Origin of the sequence: Enterococcus sp. S22(2020), from assembly GCF_020295385.1 — a bacterium.
Lineage (GTDB): Bacteria > Bacillota > Bacilli > Lactobacillales > Enterococcaceae > Enterococcus_L > Enterococcus_L dunnyi.
On the sequence record NZ_JACFUD010000002.1, the window covers coordinates 194,590 to 209,551 of the forward strand.

The window sequence follows — 14,962 nt, forward strand, 5'->3', positions numbered from 1 at the left end:
CAATGAAAGGGGCGGGCAAGTGGATAAAAGCATAACACAAGAGGTGTATCAACAATTAGCGATAACGAAACTGCTGCCGCTGTATACGGCAACAGACAGTCGTTATTTGACAAAACTGGAAGAGATTTTACTTCAAAATGATATTCGTCTGATTGAAGTTACGTTTCGAAGTCAGCTGGCATCAGAAGCAATCCAAACTTTAGCAGCATCTGGAAAGTTGATTGTGGGAGCGGGAACCGTTCGAACGCTCGAGCAAGCCAAAATAGCAGTTGCAAGTGGAGCAAAGTTCATTGTTTCACCCGCTATCGTTCCAGAGGTGATCGAGTATTGTTTACAAGAAGACATTCCTGTATTTCCGGGAACGGCTACTCCAGGAGATATTCAAAAAGCCTCAGAGTATGGTCTTAAGACCGTTAAATTTTTCCCAGCGGATGTTTATGGCGGTCTTCAGGCGATCAAGGCGTTGAGTGGCCCGTTTTATGATATGACCTTTTTACCAACGGGCGGTATAGACAAGCACAATGTTCTCGAATATGTCGCAAATGAGCATATCGTGGCTGTGGGTGGTTCATTTATTATCTCTGAACAATGCATAAAACAAGATGATGGTGTGACAGCGAATAATGAACTAAAGGCTCTAGTACAGAAAATAGCTGCAACTAAAAAATAAAAACCTGATTAAAATAAGACATAGAAAAGAGTTTGGGAGCAAAGTGTTTATCTCCTTTTGAAATAAGCTAGTCGTTAATTCTTAGAGTGCGAAACAAAACTGATTTTTAGGTTTGTCCGCACTCTTTTTTTGTCTGTGATTAAGCGTTACTTTCATTGGAAGTTTGGGTATAATTGTCAGTAAGATCAGACAGAAATATGGGGTAAAGGAAAAGGAGTAGAGCAAATGAAAAAGATTGCTTTGGGCGTTGTACTGCTGTTATTGGTTACGGGCTGTTCCGGCGGTAATGAGTCAAGTAAAGGAAAAACAAACGAAACAACGAGCAGCGTGAAAGCGTCAGCCTACGATTCAGCACTTGCGAAAGGAAAAGAAGCCTTGATCGAAAAGGATATGTCCAAGGCGCAAGCATCATTTCAATTAGCACTGGAGTATAAAAAGGAAAAGGAAGCACAAGCCTTACTGAAACAGGTGAGTCTCTATAAAGAAGCAACTGAATCAAAAGAGAAAAAAGAATACGCAGCATCCTTAGAAAAATTAGCAGAGTTAAGTGAGATAAAAGGCGGATCAACGCTGTTCAAATCTTATATTCAGGAAATGATCAAAGAGCTAGCTAAAGAAAATACATACCCGATAGAATACAAGAAAAAAGAAGAAACAAAAGAAACAACTGAAAAAGTACAGGAGTCATCAAGCGTAGAAGAGACACCGAAAGTAGAGGCAAAGTCTGAACCCAATGTACCTTGGAATCAAGAGAAGCGGACAGAATTAGTTCAGTTCATGGCTGGTTGGGGTCAAAGTATGGATCAGTCTTATATAGAATATTCACCTAATATGCAGGTAAATTGGTATGGAATCAATTTTCCAAGTACATTTGCTAACAACAATATTGCGGTCAATGGCAGTCGAGTAGCTGTTCAATGGTCGGATAGCGGTCTCACAGATAATGTATACAATGTTGTAGCGATATACTCAGATATGGGAACAACAGGAGCGACGATGAATAACCATCTGTATCTATTTACGATTTTCAACGGTCAGGCGATAGTCTTGATTACACAACAAAATCAAGGGAATGCTGAGAATCTAGTTTATTTTACCACGACCCAAAATGCAGACTTGAATAGTGGGTTTGCTCAGATCGTCGGTGGATGAGTTTCTTTTAACAGGTGAGTGACAAAAGGAAGATGGGGGATAATAATGAGTCTTTTAAAAAAATATGGCTGGTATTTTCTGCTATTGGGCGTGATCAGTGATTTCTTAACACCCTATATTTTAGGTTTATTTTATCCAAAAATGAATCAGCTAACGATGGTGATCAGTGTTTTTGGCGATGTGAATAGTCCAGTTCGCCAAGCGTTTTTAGTTTGGTCAGTGATTTCCGGGATGTTTTTTGTTTTGGCATTGCCGGCAATCTATCAGAGATTTTCTGAGATCTCTCAGCCATTAGCACTTATAGTGACTGGTGCAGTAGGATTTTATGGAGTAGGCGATTGTATTTTTACTGGGTTGTTTAGTATAGATACGGGAAAAAGCGCTTGGACGTTTTCAACGTGGGTTCATAATATAGGTTCTGGGTTGGGGTATGCTGGGTTCTTATTGTTTCCTCTTTTTTTGATTCTTGTTTATAGAAAGCAAGGCAACAGAAAACTTGTTCATTATTATTCATTTTTACTTGTACTCAGTTTACTCAGTGCAGGGATCTACGGCCTTGCACGAATACCTGCTATCAATGAATTACCATTGTTGAATAAAATTGGTTTGTGCCAGCGAATTAGTTTCATTTTCAATTATCTACCATTAGCTATTTTGTCTATTCAGCAAATAAGAGACACTAAAGAAAAAGGAGAGTAAGAAAAGATGTCAGAGCGTCAATTAAAGAACACATGGAACAAGCGTTGGGGAATTATTAGCGTACTCAGTATCGCTATACTTGGGATAGCTGCTGGGTGTCAGAATCAAAAAGTGGATCAAGTAACGAAAGAAACAGCAAGTAGTGAAAATAGTACAGTTAGCTCTCAAAGCACTGCTCAAACATCCAGCAGTTTATCTAGTACCTCTGCGGAATCTACCTCTACATTGGAAAGCTCAGAGCAGACAAGTGAAACAACGATGGCAGCTTCTGAAACGTCTGCACCAGTAGAGTCGCAGGCAAGTCAACCAGAGATCATAGAGAATCCTGTTACAGAAGAAGAGGTGACTGCATTTTATTCGAAATACAATCGATCAGATTATGCCCGCGCATTAGAGTTGGTTACAAGACTTTATGGATTCGATCCGGAAAGTGTGGAGGATCAACAATATATCCATGGAAATCTAATGACAATAGGACAACCAGTGCCAAACGGAGAATTTCCAGAAACTTCGACGGGAAGCGTGATGGGCGGAATGGCAGGAAGCTTAGTCTATAAAGGAAGTCCAGAATATGACGACCAGATGGGGACTAATTTTAGCGGTCAATATCCAGAAAATATTTTTGCAAAGGCGTATTAAAAGTACAAGTAGCTACTTTTTAAATCTATTAATTATCTTTTTTTTATAATTATGTTTTATTTTAAGATACGGTTTGATATAATGAAGTCTGGAATTAAAATTTAAGGAGGAACAAATGAAAAAAATTCTAGGGGTTATATCAGTATTTGTAATGTTGTTGGTTTTAGTAGCATGTGGAGGAAAAGCGGAAACGACGACGTTCACGCAATCACCTGTAGCTGGAACAGAAGTATCGATCATTGTTGAGCACAAAGGCGACAAGATCACTGGAGCATCAGCAAAAGCTGTCTTTGACAATGAAAAGCTGATGATCACAGATGAAGCCGCTTCTGAACAAGTGGTAGAAGCGTTTAAATCTTCTTCAAACTTAGAAGATGTGAAAGTGAAATACTCTAAAAAAGAGACAGTGATCACCTACGATGCACCTGCTGGCAGCGTAAAATCAGGATCTAGCTTCAAAGCTGGTGAAAAAGAATTAACTGACATGGGCTTTGAGAAAAAATAGTCCTAAAATTGGTCAAAATATCGAAGAACTAGAGAGCTGTTTAGGCTATCTGGTTCTTTTTTTGAGGATGACATCGGGAAAAATAAATCTTATACTATCGTTCTAATGTTCGTCTTTCTTTTATTCTATACTTTTATATTTACTTATTCTTTCGTTTATTATATGATTAAACACGTTGTGTAATTCATAAAATGCATTTTTTACGAACATTTTATTGTTCAGATTTTTTAGGAGGATACGAATGAAAGAAAAAATTGTTTCCTATTTTGAGATTGAAAAATTAAATACAAGTGTTAAGCGTGAAGTATTGGCTGGGTTTACGACATTTATTTCAATGGCTTATATCTTGTTTGTCAATCCGACCGTTTTAGGCGCTTCTGGTATGGATGAAGGAGCAGTATTTACTGCAACAGCTTTAGCTAGTGCTTTGGGGTGTATCTTGATGGGGATAGTAGCACGTTATCCAATAGCAACAGCTCCAGCACTTGGAATCAATGCGTTCTTTTCTTATTCTGTTTGTGTAGGAATGGGGATTCCTTGGGAAACAGCTTTAGCTGGTGTTTTTGTGGCATCACTGATTTTTATTTTGATTACAGTATTTAAATTACGCGAGCTGATCATTGATGCGATACCAGCAGATTTAAAATATGCCATTTCTGGTGGTATCGGCTTATTCATTGCGTTTCTTGGACTAAGTGAAGGCGGAATCATCGTGTCGAACGAATCGACGCTAGTTGCGTTAGGACCATTGAATATAGGAACGACTTGGCTGACGATTTTTGGTTTAGTTGTAACGGCGGTATTATTAGTTCGCCGTGTACCTGGCGGTATTTTTATCGGAATGGCAGCAACAACGATTTTAGGACTAATAACAGGTTTGATCCAAATGCCTGATAAACTGGTTTCAGGCGCACCTAGCTTAAAACCAACATTTTTAGTAGCTTTAAAGCATGTAGGTGATATTAATTCGATTCAATTGTGGGTCGTTGTTTTGACGTTTTTACTGGTTACTTTTTTTGATACAGCAGGTACACTTGTTGGATTGGCTAATCAGGCTGGTTTTATGAAAGACAACAAAATGCCTAGAGTAGGGAAAGCCTTAGCTGCAGATTCTACTGCGATGCTGGCAGGTTCGCTTTTGGGGACTTCTCCAGTAGGGGCTTATGTTGAGTCCTCTGCTGGTATTGCTGTAGGCGGTCGTTCAGGACTGACAGCAGTAACAACAGGGCTATTATTTATCGTTGGGCTATTTTTCTCACCATTGCTTTCAGTCGTGACCTCACAAGTAACTGCTCCGGCGCTGATCGTAGTAGGTGTTTTGATGGCTCAATCACTAAGTCAAATCAAATGGAAAGAAATGGAAATAGCGATTCCTTCCTTCTTGATCTTGTTGGGAATGCCCCTGACTTATAGCATTTCAGACGGGATCGCATTAGGGTTCATTTTTTACCCGATCACAATGATCGCTGCAAAACGCGGGAAAGAAGTTTCTCCGATCATGTATGCGTTGTTCTTTGTTTTTATTGGATTTATGTGGATTTTGAATGTGAAATAATAGTAAAAAGTCTGAGGCGAGACTGGGACCTAACTCTACGAGTTATTCCCAGTCTCTTTCAACCTCACTTAGGTTTTTAATCTTTGACTTTTTAGACAAAAACAAGCAGAATAGGTTGTATTGAAAACTTTGAGTAAGGAGGGAGTACATGGAGACATCATTGATTTCTCAATGGTTGGATGAACGAGAGAAACAGTCTATAGCTGAAAAGCAGTTAGAGGAATTGTTAAAAAGGACCAATCATCTAACGCTTAGTGAATATTACGCGTTATATCAGCTAAATCGACATGGTAGTCGTATGCGCCAAAATGATTTAGGGAATTATTTATGTTTAAGTCAAAGTGCCTTGTCTCGCCTGATCGATCGGCTGGAGCAAAAAGAACCACAATTGATTGGAAAGAAGACCTGTACAGATGATAAACGTGGGGTATACATAGGAATAACAACTGCTGGGAAAAAACTTCTAACGTCGATCGAAAAGGATGTAGATGTTATTTTGAAGGAGTATTTCAGTTAGGAGACAAAACACTTGCATTTTAGTCTCCGTTCTTTTATTATAAATACATGCATGTGCATACAACTTTTTAAGAGGAGAGAGAACAATGAATCATTTAGACGAAAAATTAACATTTAAACGAGGATTAACTTTAAAAAATAGAATCGTTATCGCCCCTATGACAACGAAAATGTCTTTTTTCGATGGAGTCGTTACAAATGATGAAATCGACTATTACGCATTACGTTCGGGTGAAGCCGGTGCGTTTATAACAGCAGCAGCTAATGTTCATGAAGGTGGTAAAGGCTGGGATGGTGAATTAGGCGTATATGATGATCGCTTTATTCCTGGTTTATCAAAATTAGCGGCAGCAATCAAAAAGAATGGAACCAAAGCTATTTTACAAATTTTTCATGGCGGTCGTATGACCGATTCTAAAGTACTACAAGGTGTTCAACCGGTGGCGCCAAGTGCAATCCCAGCAGAAAGACCAAATGCTGAAACACCAAGAGCTTTGGAAGAAGCGGAAATCTATGACATTTTAGAGGGATTTAAAAAAGCAACTGAGCGGGCTATCAAAGCAGGCTTTGATGGCGTGGAGATCCATGGAGCGAATACGTATTTGATTCAACAATTCTTTTCTCCTCATTCTAATCGACGGACAGATGATTGGGGCGGTTCATTAGAAAAACGGTTCAAATTTATCAATGAATTAGTCGATGGTGTGACTTCTGTTGTAGATCAATCAGGTGTGAACAATTTTATTGTGGGTTATCGTTTTTCACCGGAAGAATATGAAGAGCCTGGTATTCGTTTAAGTGATACACTTTATTTAGTTGATCGATTAGCTGATAAACCGCTAGATTATTTGCATATGTCAAGTAATGACTATAAAAAAGTTTCTGTTAGTGAAGAGTTCAAGGAAAAGACGATTCTGACTTATATCAAAGAAACAGTCGGAGACCGAGTACCATTGATCGTAGCAGGTGATATTCGGACAAGAAAAGATGTTGAAACGGTATTAGAAACAACAGACTTAGTTGCTGTTGGTCGTGCTATTTTGATCGATCCGCATTGGACACAAAAAATATTGGACGACAAAGAATCATTGATTCGAACAGAATTATCTCACTATGATCGAGAAGAATTACGAATCAGCAATGGTGTCTGGGGCTTTTTACAAATGATGATGCCAGAACGATTGAAATAACAAGAAGATAAGACAAAGACGTTTAGGTTTGAGCGATCAGAATAAAGTAATTGCCGAAGAACCTGATTTTATGCCAACATTTATTAAGAGCCAGTGTCCGAACAAAACTGTTTTCTAGTTTTGTTCGGATACTTTTTTATAGAAAAAATAGATGAATCTATCAAGTTGAAGCAAAAATCAGTTGAGTATTTAAGCGTTTTCTAGTACAATTTATATATAAAGAAAAATATTTTTGTTGACTAAAAAAATATTAGGAGGTACGGTAAAATGAGCAAAAACTATTTAAATTATGTCGGTGAAATCATTACAGATGTTGAATATCATGGCTTAGGAGAGCCAAAAGACTTTTTGGAAGTCCATATGGATGTTGAATTACCCTTTAGATTGTACTGTAGAACAGACGAGAAAGATTGGGAAGAAGTGACAGAAGCGCAACGGCTTGAGTTGATCAGCCAATTAGAGGATACGAAATCCAAGTATTCTAAAAGTGATTATCGTTACTATACAATGGATTTTTATTTAGCAAGTTTAGGCGGATTGTGATAGGATTTTAATGAAAGCGTTTTATAATTTGTCTGTAATAAAAAAAACTGTGTTGTTGATTCATGGAATCAGCTGCGCAGTTTTTTTACTTCGTAAGGGATTTATTTATCCGTAATTTTTTTAGTACTTGATTTAGCGTGAAAAAATCGTCAACAGAAAGGGTCGAATCAATATAGAGCACTTCTTTTTCCTCTAAGTCGATATTTTGAATCCTCGGCATCGAGCTGGTAATAATAACTAAATCACTTGGTTGATCACTTTGTGTATTAAATGAAATATTATACCAATTCGTAAACATATTACTGATCGTATCTTTTATAATCTTTTCTGAAAAATCAGGTAGATCACTTTCGAAGTAAATACGAATCACGGGTTCAAAAACAGTCAAAGATTCAAAGGTTGAAAAGAGCAGTATATACCGCATATGCAATGTATCTCTTTCTTGGAACAAGGGCAGGTCAGCTGTTTTAGCCAGCTCCTCAATGAATGCGTAAAGTTTTTTGGAAAGTGTTGGAAAGCTTTCTTTAGCCTCCTGATTGATATCGACACCGCTGATACCTAATTTAAAACTCTTGAATATATCTGCAAATAGATGACTGGACAAAAGAAAGCCATACGTTTTTTGTTTTGTACGTTCATCTAATGTGAAACCAAAGTATTCTTGCACTCTAGAGAAAAAAAGCTCCGTGGCTAAAAATGCTTGAGTCTGATTGTTTTGATGTGCGGTGATGATTTGTGAACCGATCTCATTGAAATCGTAGGTTTTCACGAAAGTTTGAAGAATCAAATAAAAGAAATTGAGCTCATCCTTCGGCAAAAAATAATCTTGTAGAACTTTTCCTGAATCAAAAGGAGCATTCGTTGGAATATAAGGATCCCAACTTTTTTGCCAAGTTATCGAGTTTCCCAAGTGATAACGGATGATTGTGATCGTAAAAATATAGGTCAGCAGTCGTTTATCTGTTTCATTGATCGAAGCTCCGCTTATTCCGTGATGCGTCAAAAATGCATCGATCGTCTTTACGATCTTCTTTTCATCAATAGTTGGGAATGGCCAAGTATTTCCTTTGTACGTGATCCAAAAAGCCATCAGTGAATACATCCGTATTTGAGCTTCATCACCTGTTAGTACATAGTTATTATTCTTATAAGCAATCGAAATATCATGCTCAGCGACAATAGATTTAAAGGTTCGAATTTTTCTGCGGATCGTTGATTCGCTAATAAAAAGCTCTTGTTCTAATTGGGCCAAACTACAAGGCTGATTAAAAAATAGGCGTTTCATTAATTTGACTGCCAAAGTGTTTTCTATAATAAATAATTTGAATTTCACTAAAGAAAGTTCATCTTTCTTTTCTAAAAAAATGCCTTTGCTTTTATTGATATGGATAGTGATGCCGTCATTAAAGCTGATTGCATCTGAATCAAGTTCTTTACAATATTTTAAAATGGTTTTTTTTTCGATCGAAATCATCATAGAGAGATTTTCAGAACTAAACCAGGTCGAGGCGTTACCGATAATTGTTAAAAGTTCCAGTTTGATTCGTGTTCCGTTATCAAAAATAGGTGAATGATTCAAAGGTATTTCCTCTTTTCAGTTAATTATGTTTGGTAATGCTACAGTATAATGAAATTTTTTATTTTAGCAAGTAAAACAGGTTAAGATCAAAATGTTCGTTTAATCAACTGTCATTTTTGACCTCCATTGTACGATGCTATCTCCTATAATGAGTTTGTGAAAATGAGAGAAGTGGAGGAGCAGAAATGAGTAAAAAAAGACGTTTCTATACAAAAGTATTTAGCAAACAAACATGCTTGATGATTGCAGTTATAGGTTCTTTATTTTATAGTACGCATCATTTAGCAAAAGAAATGGAAAGTTCACAAACAAACGAAAAAAAATTAAATGAGACAGCAAAAGAGCAAAACGATTTTCAACCAACAGCTACATCCATTCTAGAAAAACAAGATGATTCGATTCCTTATGCAAATTTGAATACAGGTTTCAGAGATTCATTTCAAGAACTGAGTGCTAATGAAGATGTATTACATATTCAAACAAAAGGAAAATCTTCATTCAGTGCAGGTGTCAGCGCGCAATACAAGCAAGAGATCTTTTTGGACAAAGAAATCACCGCTGAGTTTTTTAGCACGCCTGGATTTGAAAAATATATTCGTGGAACGGTCACGCGTCCCAGTGGTTTAGGAAGTGCAAAAAAATCTATCGAAAAGGATGTCTGGGGGAAAAAAGTATCATTATTTAATTCTGAGACGATGAATTACGAAGAAGACGGAAAGAAAATCGTGTATAAAACACCGAATTATACAACAAGCTTAAGCTCTGTAACGATCGAAACAGATCTATTCATCGATTTAGGAAAATGGCGTAAAGAGACAGGCCGTCTAGTAGAAAGAGAAAATGATTATGTCATTCGCTCACGTACCAGTTCTGCTGACTGGTTGACGATTGGCGGCAAAGGCTCGATCGTTTCTGTAGTCAACGGAGAAAGCATTCTTGATTCATGGATCGAAAATCCTGTCGAAGAGACAACTTTATATCGATTGGAAGAAGAGCCTGCTTATTTTTATGGGAATGGACTACAAGATGAGCGCAATGAGCATCCTACAACCTATTCTGTCGAATTGCTAGTAAATGGCGAAGTATATAAAGAGCTAACGATGAAAGAAGATGGTAGCTGGGAATTCGATTTTGGCGACTATCTAGCAGATAACGATGTGGTTTCTGCTAAAGTCAAAGGAGTAGAAAAAAATACGAATGGCAATGGCATCATCAATGTAAAATACTCAGATGAGCGATTTGCTGTGAATGAAACAGACATCATTTCATGGGAAGATTGGGAAGTGGCTGCACCAGTAATCAATCAAGCGCATGAAGATGAGTTTATTATTCAAGGCTCAACACCAAGCCAAAATCATCAATTGAATCGGTCGTACAAATTGCTTGTAACCCTTAATGGAAAAACAATTTACGAAAAAGAAAACCTCAAAGATGACACAGATATTTTGATTCCTTATATAAAAGGATTATCGAAAGGAGACAAGGTCGAAGCAACGATCATCGGCTTTGAAGAAGGGAAAGCAGATAAAACAAGTACTGTAACAGAAATGATCGTAGGGTCAGAAAATGAGGACGACTATGATGAGTGGGAAGTTTTTGCTCCAGTGCTAGCAAACGCAACACTTCATGAAAATGCAACGAAGATCAAAGGGCAGGTGCCGGTACAAAATCGTACAGCTCAGCGTTATTATGATTTATTGATCTATGTGAATGATGAACTAGTTTCTGAACAGTCCGCAATCGATGTTTCTTTAAAACCATATGTATTTGAGACAAGTGTACGATCATTGAATGTAGATGATAAAGTAATCGCTAAAGTGGTTGGACATCAAGATGATAAAGACGACAAATCAGCCGAAACAGAGGCAATTATAGTTGATAGTACGGATTACCAAAAATGGCAGGTCAATGCACCGATTTTAAATGAGGTAACAGATACTGACCGTGCGCTGACAGGCGAAATTGGTGAACAAGATAGAAGCTATGAACGTACCTATAAACTTGAAACCAAGATCAATGGTGAAAGGTTATCCGAAATCGACGTCGAGCCTGGACAAAAGTTTGAAGTAGAATTACCAGCAGATGTAAAGCTTGCAGCCGGGGATAAAATTACAGCTACCATGATAGGTAAACAGCCGCAAAGAGCGGATAAGTCTAGTGATACAACTACTCAGATCGTTGAAGATGCGACGCATTATGAGGAATGGGTCGTAAATGAAGCCACGCTTGAAACAATATATGAACATGAGCATCAATTAAAAGGCCATATTTCTCTACAAGACACAGAATTTGGTCGGACCTATGATTTACTGGCAAGAGTCAATGGAATAGAAGTAGGATCAAGTACTGTCTTTTCTGACACAGATTATTCATTGACACTGGCAGACGAGGTCGATCTACAAGAAAATGATGTTGTGACGGTTCAAATCATCGGACATCAAAAAGATATGGCAGATAAGACAAGTGAGCAGACAGAGTTGACTGTAGCAAAAAAAGAGTATCCGACAACATCAAAATTTGAACGAGGATATTGGGAAGATTATGGACTAGTCTACGAAGGACTTGTTGAAAATGACGGATGGGATCTATCAGATTCTACACGTATCACTAAGACTGTCAGCTTAGTCGAAGCTGATTCAGGAAATAGAATCGAAGGTATTACTGCCCAAAATACAGATTGGTATCAATCTGGTAGATACAATGGATATCAATTCATTATCGATAACGATATTCTTGGCCAAATATCACAAGGTAGATATACCCTTTATATGACAGTAATGCTGGACGGTATAACACTTGATGAAACAGAATTAACGTTAGACCAAAAGATTTCACGGATGGGTGCGATTCATGATGATTATGCTGAGTTGGAACAAGTTGTGATCAAAGGAAATATCGTAAAACCAGAAGTTTGGAATCAGCGACCAAGTATTTCGATCATCAAAAATGAGAACACAGATATCGAACTACTCAATAAGTATTGGAATAAACAAAATCAGCTGGTATTTGAAGGGTATTTCAAAACGGAACTGGATTTCAGTAAGACTGAAAAACAGCTAGAAATCATGGATAAATCAGGAACAGTCGTGTATAAAAAAGAAGCACTTTCCGCAGCTCCGACTTCATGGGGCTTACCAACAGGCGTTTCCGATGATGTATCATTCCAAGCGATCATCCCTCAGGAATTCACTGATCAAGCAAGTTATTCTTATAGAGTGATCGTTGAGGATCAAGAAGGCAACCGATTACTTCATTCAGCGATCGGTTAAAAGAACAAAGCTCATGTTGTTAGCACTGGTCTATTCAATTGAACGTGAATCAGGTCAGCTTTTTCAAAGACATTGCACTAATGCAGTGAAAGAAGCTGTCCCAATTCACGTTCATAGTGATCAGTAAACAATCGAACCATCGATTGATAGTAAGCTGTCAAACGAGTTTAAAACAGAAAGGAGCAACCATGTTTACTTTACCCAATTACCTATTTTTACCGTTAAAATGGGTGTGTCTCGTTTTAGTGTTCATTGTTTTTATGAACTTGATTTACTTTACCTGCTTGTCCTTTTTTGGATTAAGAAAACCTAAAAGAGATTATCCGATCGTATCAGATCAGAAAAAATTTGTTTTTGTTGTTCCTGCCCATAATGAAGAAGCTGTGATCGCGCAAACGATCGAAAGTATGTTGCAGCAAAATTACGCCAAAGAATTATTTGATATTGTGATCATCGCTGACAATTGTACAGATCAAACGGCGGATATCGTCAAAGCTTACGGCAATGTAGGACTTCTCGAAAATCAATCCGCAGCAGATGAGCCGAGAGGGAAGCCGCATGCAATTGCAAAATACATTGAGACAGGTCATTGGAGAAAGTATGATCATATGGCTTTCATCGATGCAGACAATATTGTCAGTAGAAATTTTTTAAGAGAAATGAACAGCCAATTAACGGCACATCCAGAGTTTTCCGTGATCCAAGGATATCTTGGCATCAAAAATGTAGCCACTTCATTGACCGCATCGGGCTATGCTGCTGTTTACTTTATAACCAATAGAGCAGTGCAGTATGCGAATTATCGTTTAGGCTGGAATGCAGCGATCGGCGGGACTGGTTTTGTTTTGGACACAGACTATCTAGCAGAAAGAGGCTGGAATCCTCGAAGTTATACAGAAGATTTTGAATTACAGGTAGAATTGTCGATGGCTGGCAGACGCAGCGGTTGGAATCATTTTGCCGTTGTTTATGATGAAAAACCTAATTCGTTTAAGGCAAGCCACACTCAGCGTACACGTTGGGCGCAAGGTCATTGGTTTGTAGCTTTTTCGACAACACTGAAGCAACTTGGAACGATCGTAAAATCGGCTTCCCTGACAGAGTTATTGAGCAAAATAGAAACACTGTTTTATTCATACTCCATGGTTCGGCCAGTTGCCTTCTTGTTTATAGGATTAGCAGTATGTATCGATCACCGTTTGATCGGCTATCTTCCCCATTTGTTATCACTGCTTTATTTCTGGTTGACGATCGAATGTTTTAATTTTTTGATCATTCCATGTACCTATTTTTTTCAAGAAGCTAAACCTTATTTCAAACAGAAAAAGACGTTACTGGCTAAATGTCAGCTTCTTTTCAGATTAGTTGTCGGTTTCATTTGGAATTCTGTAACCTATATGCTTGCACAAGTTGTCGGCTTTTGTACATGGTTCAGACCACAGAATAATTGGAAAAAAACTGTACACACAATGAATGTAGATGAGTCATTAGAAAAGGAGTGGTAATTATGAGAGCTATTTCTTCCCCAAAGAATAAGTTGAACGTACTTTTTATCGGTACGATCACAGTCGTTTTAGTCTTTTTCTTTTTGACGGTATGAAGGTAAAGTAACTAGTATTTTTGAATGATGTACAAAGCGTTTTGAATAGAGAGAGGAAAAATGAGTGCTTTTACTATTTATGGTCGTTGGATTAAGTATATTATTCTATAAAAATAAATCAATTTTTTATAGAATCCTCAAAGATATCATATTCGCAACAATTTTGAGTCTACTATTCATTTGTTTACTTGACTATCAAGCAGATTTACTTCATTTTTCAAAGAATGGCGACTCTTTATCTGCTGTCATTGATTCTTTACAAGCACAGCATGTGATTGATGAAAGAATAAGCCTTGATCATTTTTTCAGATCAGTCAAGCTATGAAAGCTATAGAGAAAAAATTATTTCTAATAAACATAAAAGATGGATACAATCATAAAACAAAAAGACAGCCGTTTTCAGATCGGCTGTCTTTTTGTATCTAAGATCTAGTATGAAAGCAACATGTGATTAACATGCTAAGGTGATTATAACGAATATAATGCACTTATTTTTACCATTTTTGATGAATGTGACTGGGCTGAATTTGATAGAATTTAAGTGATAATTACTTTGCTGATTTAGAATTTTTCTTTTTATAGACGATATCCAGTCTACTTGTTTTGTGCTAAACAGAAAATGCTGTAGGAACGTCGATAGTCATTCATGTAAAAACATTCAAAAGGAGAATGATAATAGATGATTTTAATGAAGCGGATTCTACGTTCTATCATCACTTTTTTCAAAAGAAACCGATTTGTTGATCAGATGGTGAAAAGTCTAGTATTTACTGCTTTATTAATGATTTTATTGGGTGGGCTAATGTATTTTCAAATAAGTCTGTTTATTCAACCCTGCAAGTTTAATAAACAGACTGAAGAGGAAAATATTCTATTCCAATCGCTTGATTTTACTTTAGTTGACCGACAATTGTTATTTGAGGCGAAGGAAGTTCAGGGTGGAAAAACGAAGCTAAGCAAATCTTTGAAGCAGCTAGAAAAATGTATCAATAACATGGAAGTTTTTTTCCACGGTCATGCTCCGCCAAATAAAAAGTGAAAAAGT

At 37.3% G+C, this 14,962-nt stretch carries 13 protein-coding genes; 12 read left to right on the top strand and 1 reads right to left on the bottom strand.

What is annotated here, in order from left to right; all coding sequences use genetic code 11:
- The first annotated feature begins 19 nt into the window (after positions 1-19).
- The 9 genes from H3T55_RS03890 (at position 20) to H3T55_RS03930 (ending at position 7,469) form a co-directional block, all read left to right on the top strand.
- On the top strand, positions 20-670 hold the full coding sequence (locus H3T55_RS03890) for a bifunctional 4-hydroxy-2-oxoglutarate aldolase/2-dehydro-3-deoxy-phosphogluconate aldolase (protein ID WP_225533422.1): 651 nt from the start codon (positions 20-22) through the stop codon (positions 668-670).
- A 225-nt stretch (positions 671-895) separates the two neighbouring features.
- Entirely contained in the window at positions 896-1,822 is a 927-nt protein-coding gene (locus H3T55_RS03895) for a DUF4767 domain-containing protein (protein WP_225533423.1), read from the top strand.
- Between the two features lie 45 nt (positions 1,823-1,867).
- Positions 1,868-2,521 carry a DUF998 domain-containing protein gene (locus H3T55_RS03900; RefSeq protein WP_225533424.1) on the top strand — a complete coding sequence of 218 codons (654 nt, stop codon included), beginning with the start codon at positions 1,868-1,870 and terminating at the stop codon, positions 2,519-2,521.
- A gap of 6 nt (positions 2,522-2,527) precedes the next feature.
- Positions 2,528-3,160: a hypothetical protein gene (locus H3T55_RS03905; RefSeq protein WP_225533425.1), complete on the top strand. Its 633-nt coding sequence runs from the start codon at positions 2,528-2,530 to the stop codon at positions 3,158-3,160.
- A 115-nt stretch (positions 3,161-3,275) separates the two neighbouring features.
- On the top strand, positions 3,276-3,665 hold the full coding sequence (locus H3T55_RS03910; RefSeq protein ID WP_225533426.1) for a hypothetical protein: 390 nt from the start codon (positions 3,276-3,278) through the stop codon (positions 3,663-3,665).
- 241 nt (positions 3,666-3,906) lie between these two features.
- Entirely contained in the window at positions 3,907-5,220 is a 1,314-nt protein-coding gene (locus tag H3T55_RS03915; RefSeq protein WP_225533427.1) for an NCS2 family permease, read from the top strand.
- A gap of 148 nt (positions 5,221-5,368) precedes the next feature.
- The gene (locus H3T55_RS03920) at positions 5,369-5,737 is read left to right on the top strand and encodes a MarR family winged helix-turn-helix transcriptional regulator (protein ID WP_087640733.1); all 369 of its coding nucleotides are present in this window, start codon (positions 5,369-5,371) and stop codon (positions 5,735-5,737) included.
- 85 nt (positions 5,738-5,822) lie between these two features.
- Complete coding sequence (locus H3T55_RS03925; RefSeq protein WP_225533428.1) at positions 5,823-6,926, top strand: NADH-dependent flavin oxidoreductase; 1,104 nt, start codon at positions 5,823-5,825, stop codon at positions 6,924-6,926.
- Between the two features lie 267 nt (positions 6,927-7,193).
- On the top strand, positions 7,194-7,469 hold the full coding sequence (locus tag H3T55_RS03930; protein WP_087640735.1) for a hypothetical protein: 276 nt from the start codon (positions 7,194-7,196) through the stop codon (positions 7,467-7,469).
- Between the two features lie 85 nt (positions 7,470-7,554).
- On the opposite strand, the gene H3T55_RS03935 is transcribed toward H3T55_RS03930, so the two are convergent.
- Positions 7,555-9,048 carry a helix-turn-helix domain-containing protein gene (locus H3T55_RS03935; RefSeq protein WP_225533429.1) on the bottom strand — a complete coding sequence of 498 codons (1,494 nt, stop codon included), beginning with the start codon at positions 9,046-9,048 and terminating at the stop codon, positions 7,555-7,557.
- 185 nt (positions 9,049-9,233) lie between these two features.
- On the opposite strand from H3T55_RS03935, the gene H3T55_RS03940 reads away from it, so the two are divergent.
- The 3 genes from H3T55_RS03940 (at position 9,234) to H3T55_RS03950 (ending at position 14,956) form a co-directional block, all read left to right on the top strand.
- Positions 9,234-12,317, top strand: coding sequence for a hypothetical protein (locus tag H3T55_RS03940; RefSeq protein ID WP_225533430.1), 3,084 nt, complete (start codon positions 9,234-9,236; stop codon positions 12,315-12,317).
- Positions 12,318-12,577: 260 nt separating this feature from the next.
- Entirely contained in the window at positions 12,578-13,822 is a 1,245-nt protein-coding gene (locus tag H3T55_RS03945; protein WP_225550100.1) for a glycosyltransferase family 2 protein, read from the top strand.
- Between the two features lie 774 nt (positions 13,823-14,596).
- Entirely contained in the window at positions 14,597-14,956 is a 360-nt protein-coding gene (locus H3T55_RS03950; RefSeq protein ID WP_225533432.1) for a hypothetical protein, read from the top strand.
- Positions 14,957-14,962: the final 6 nt, after the last annotated feature.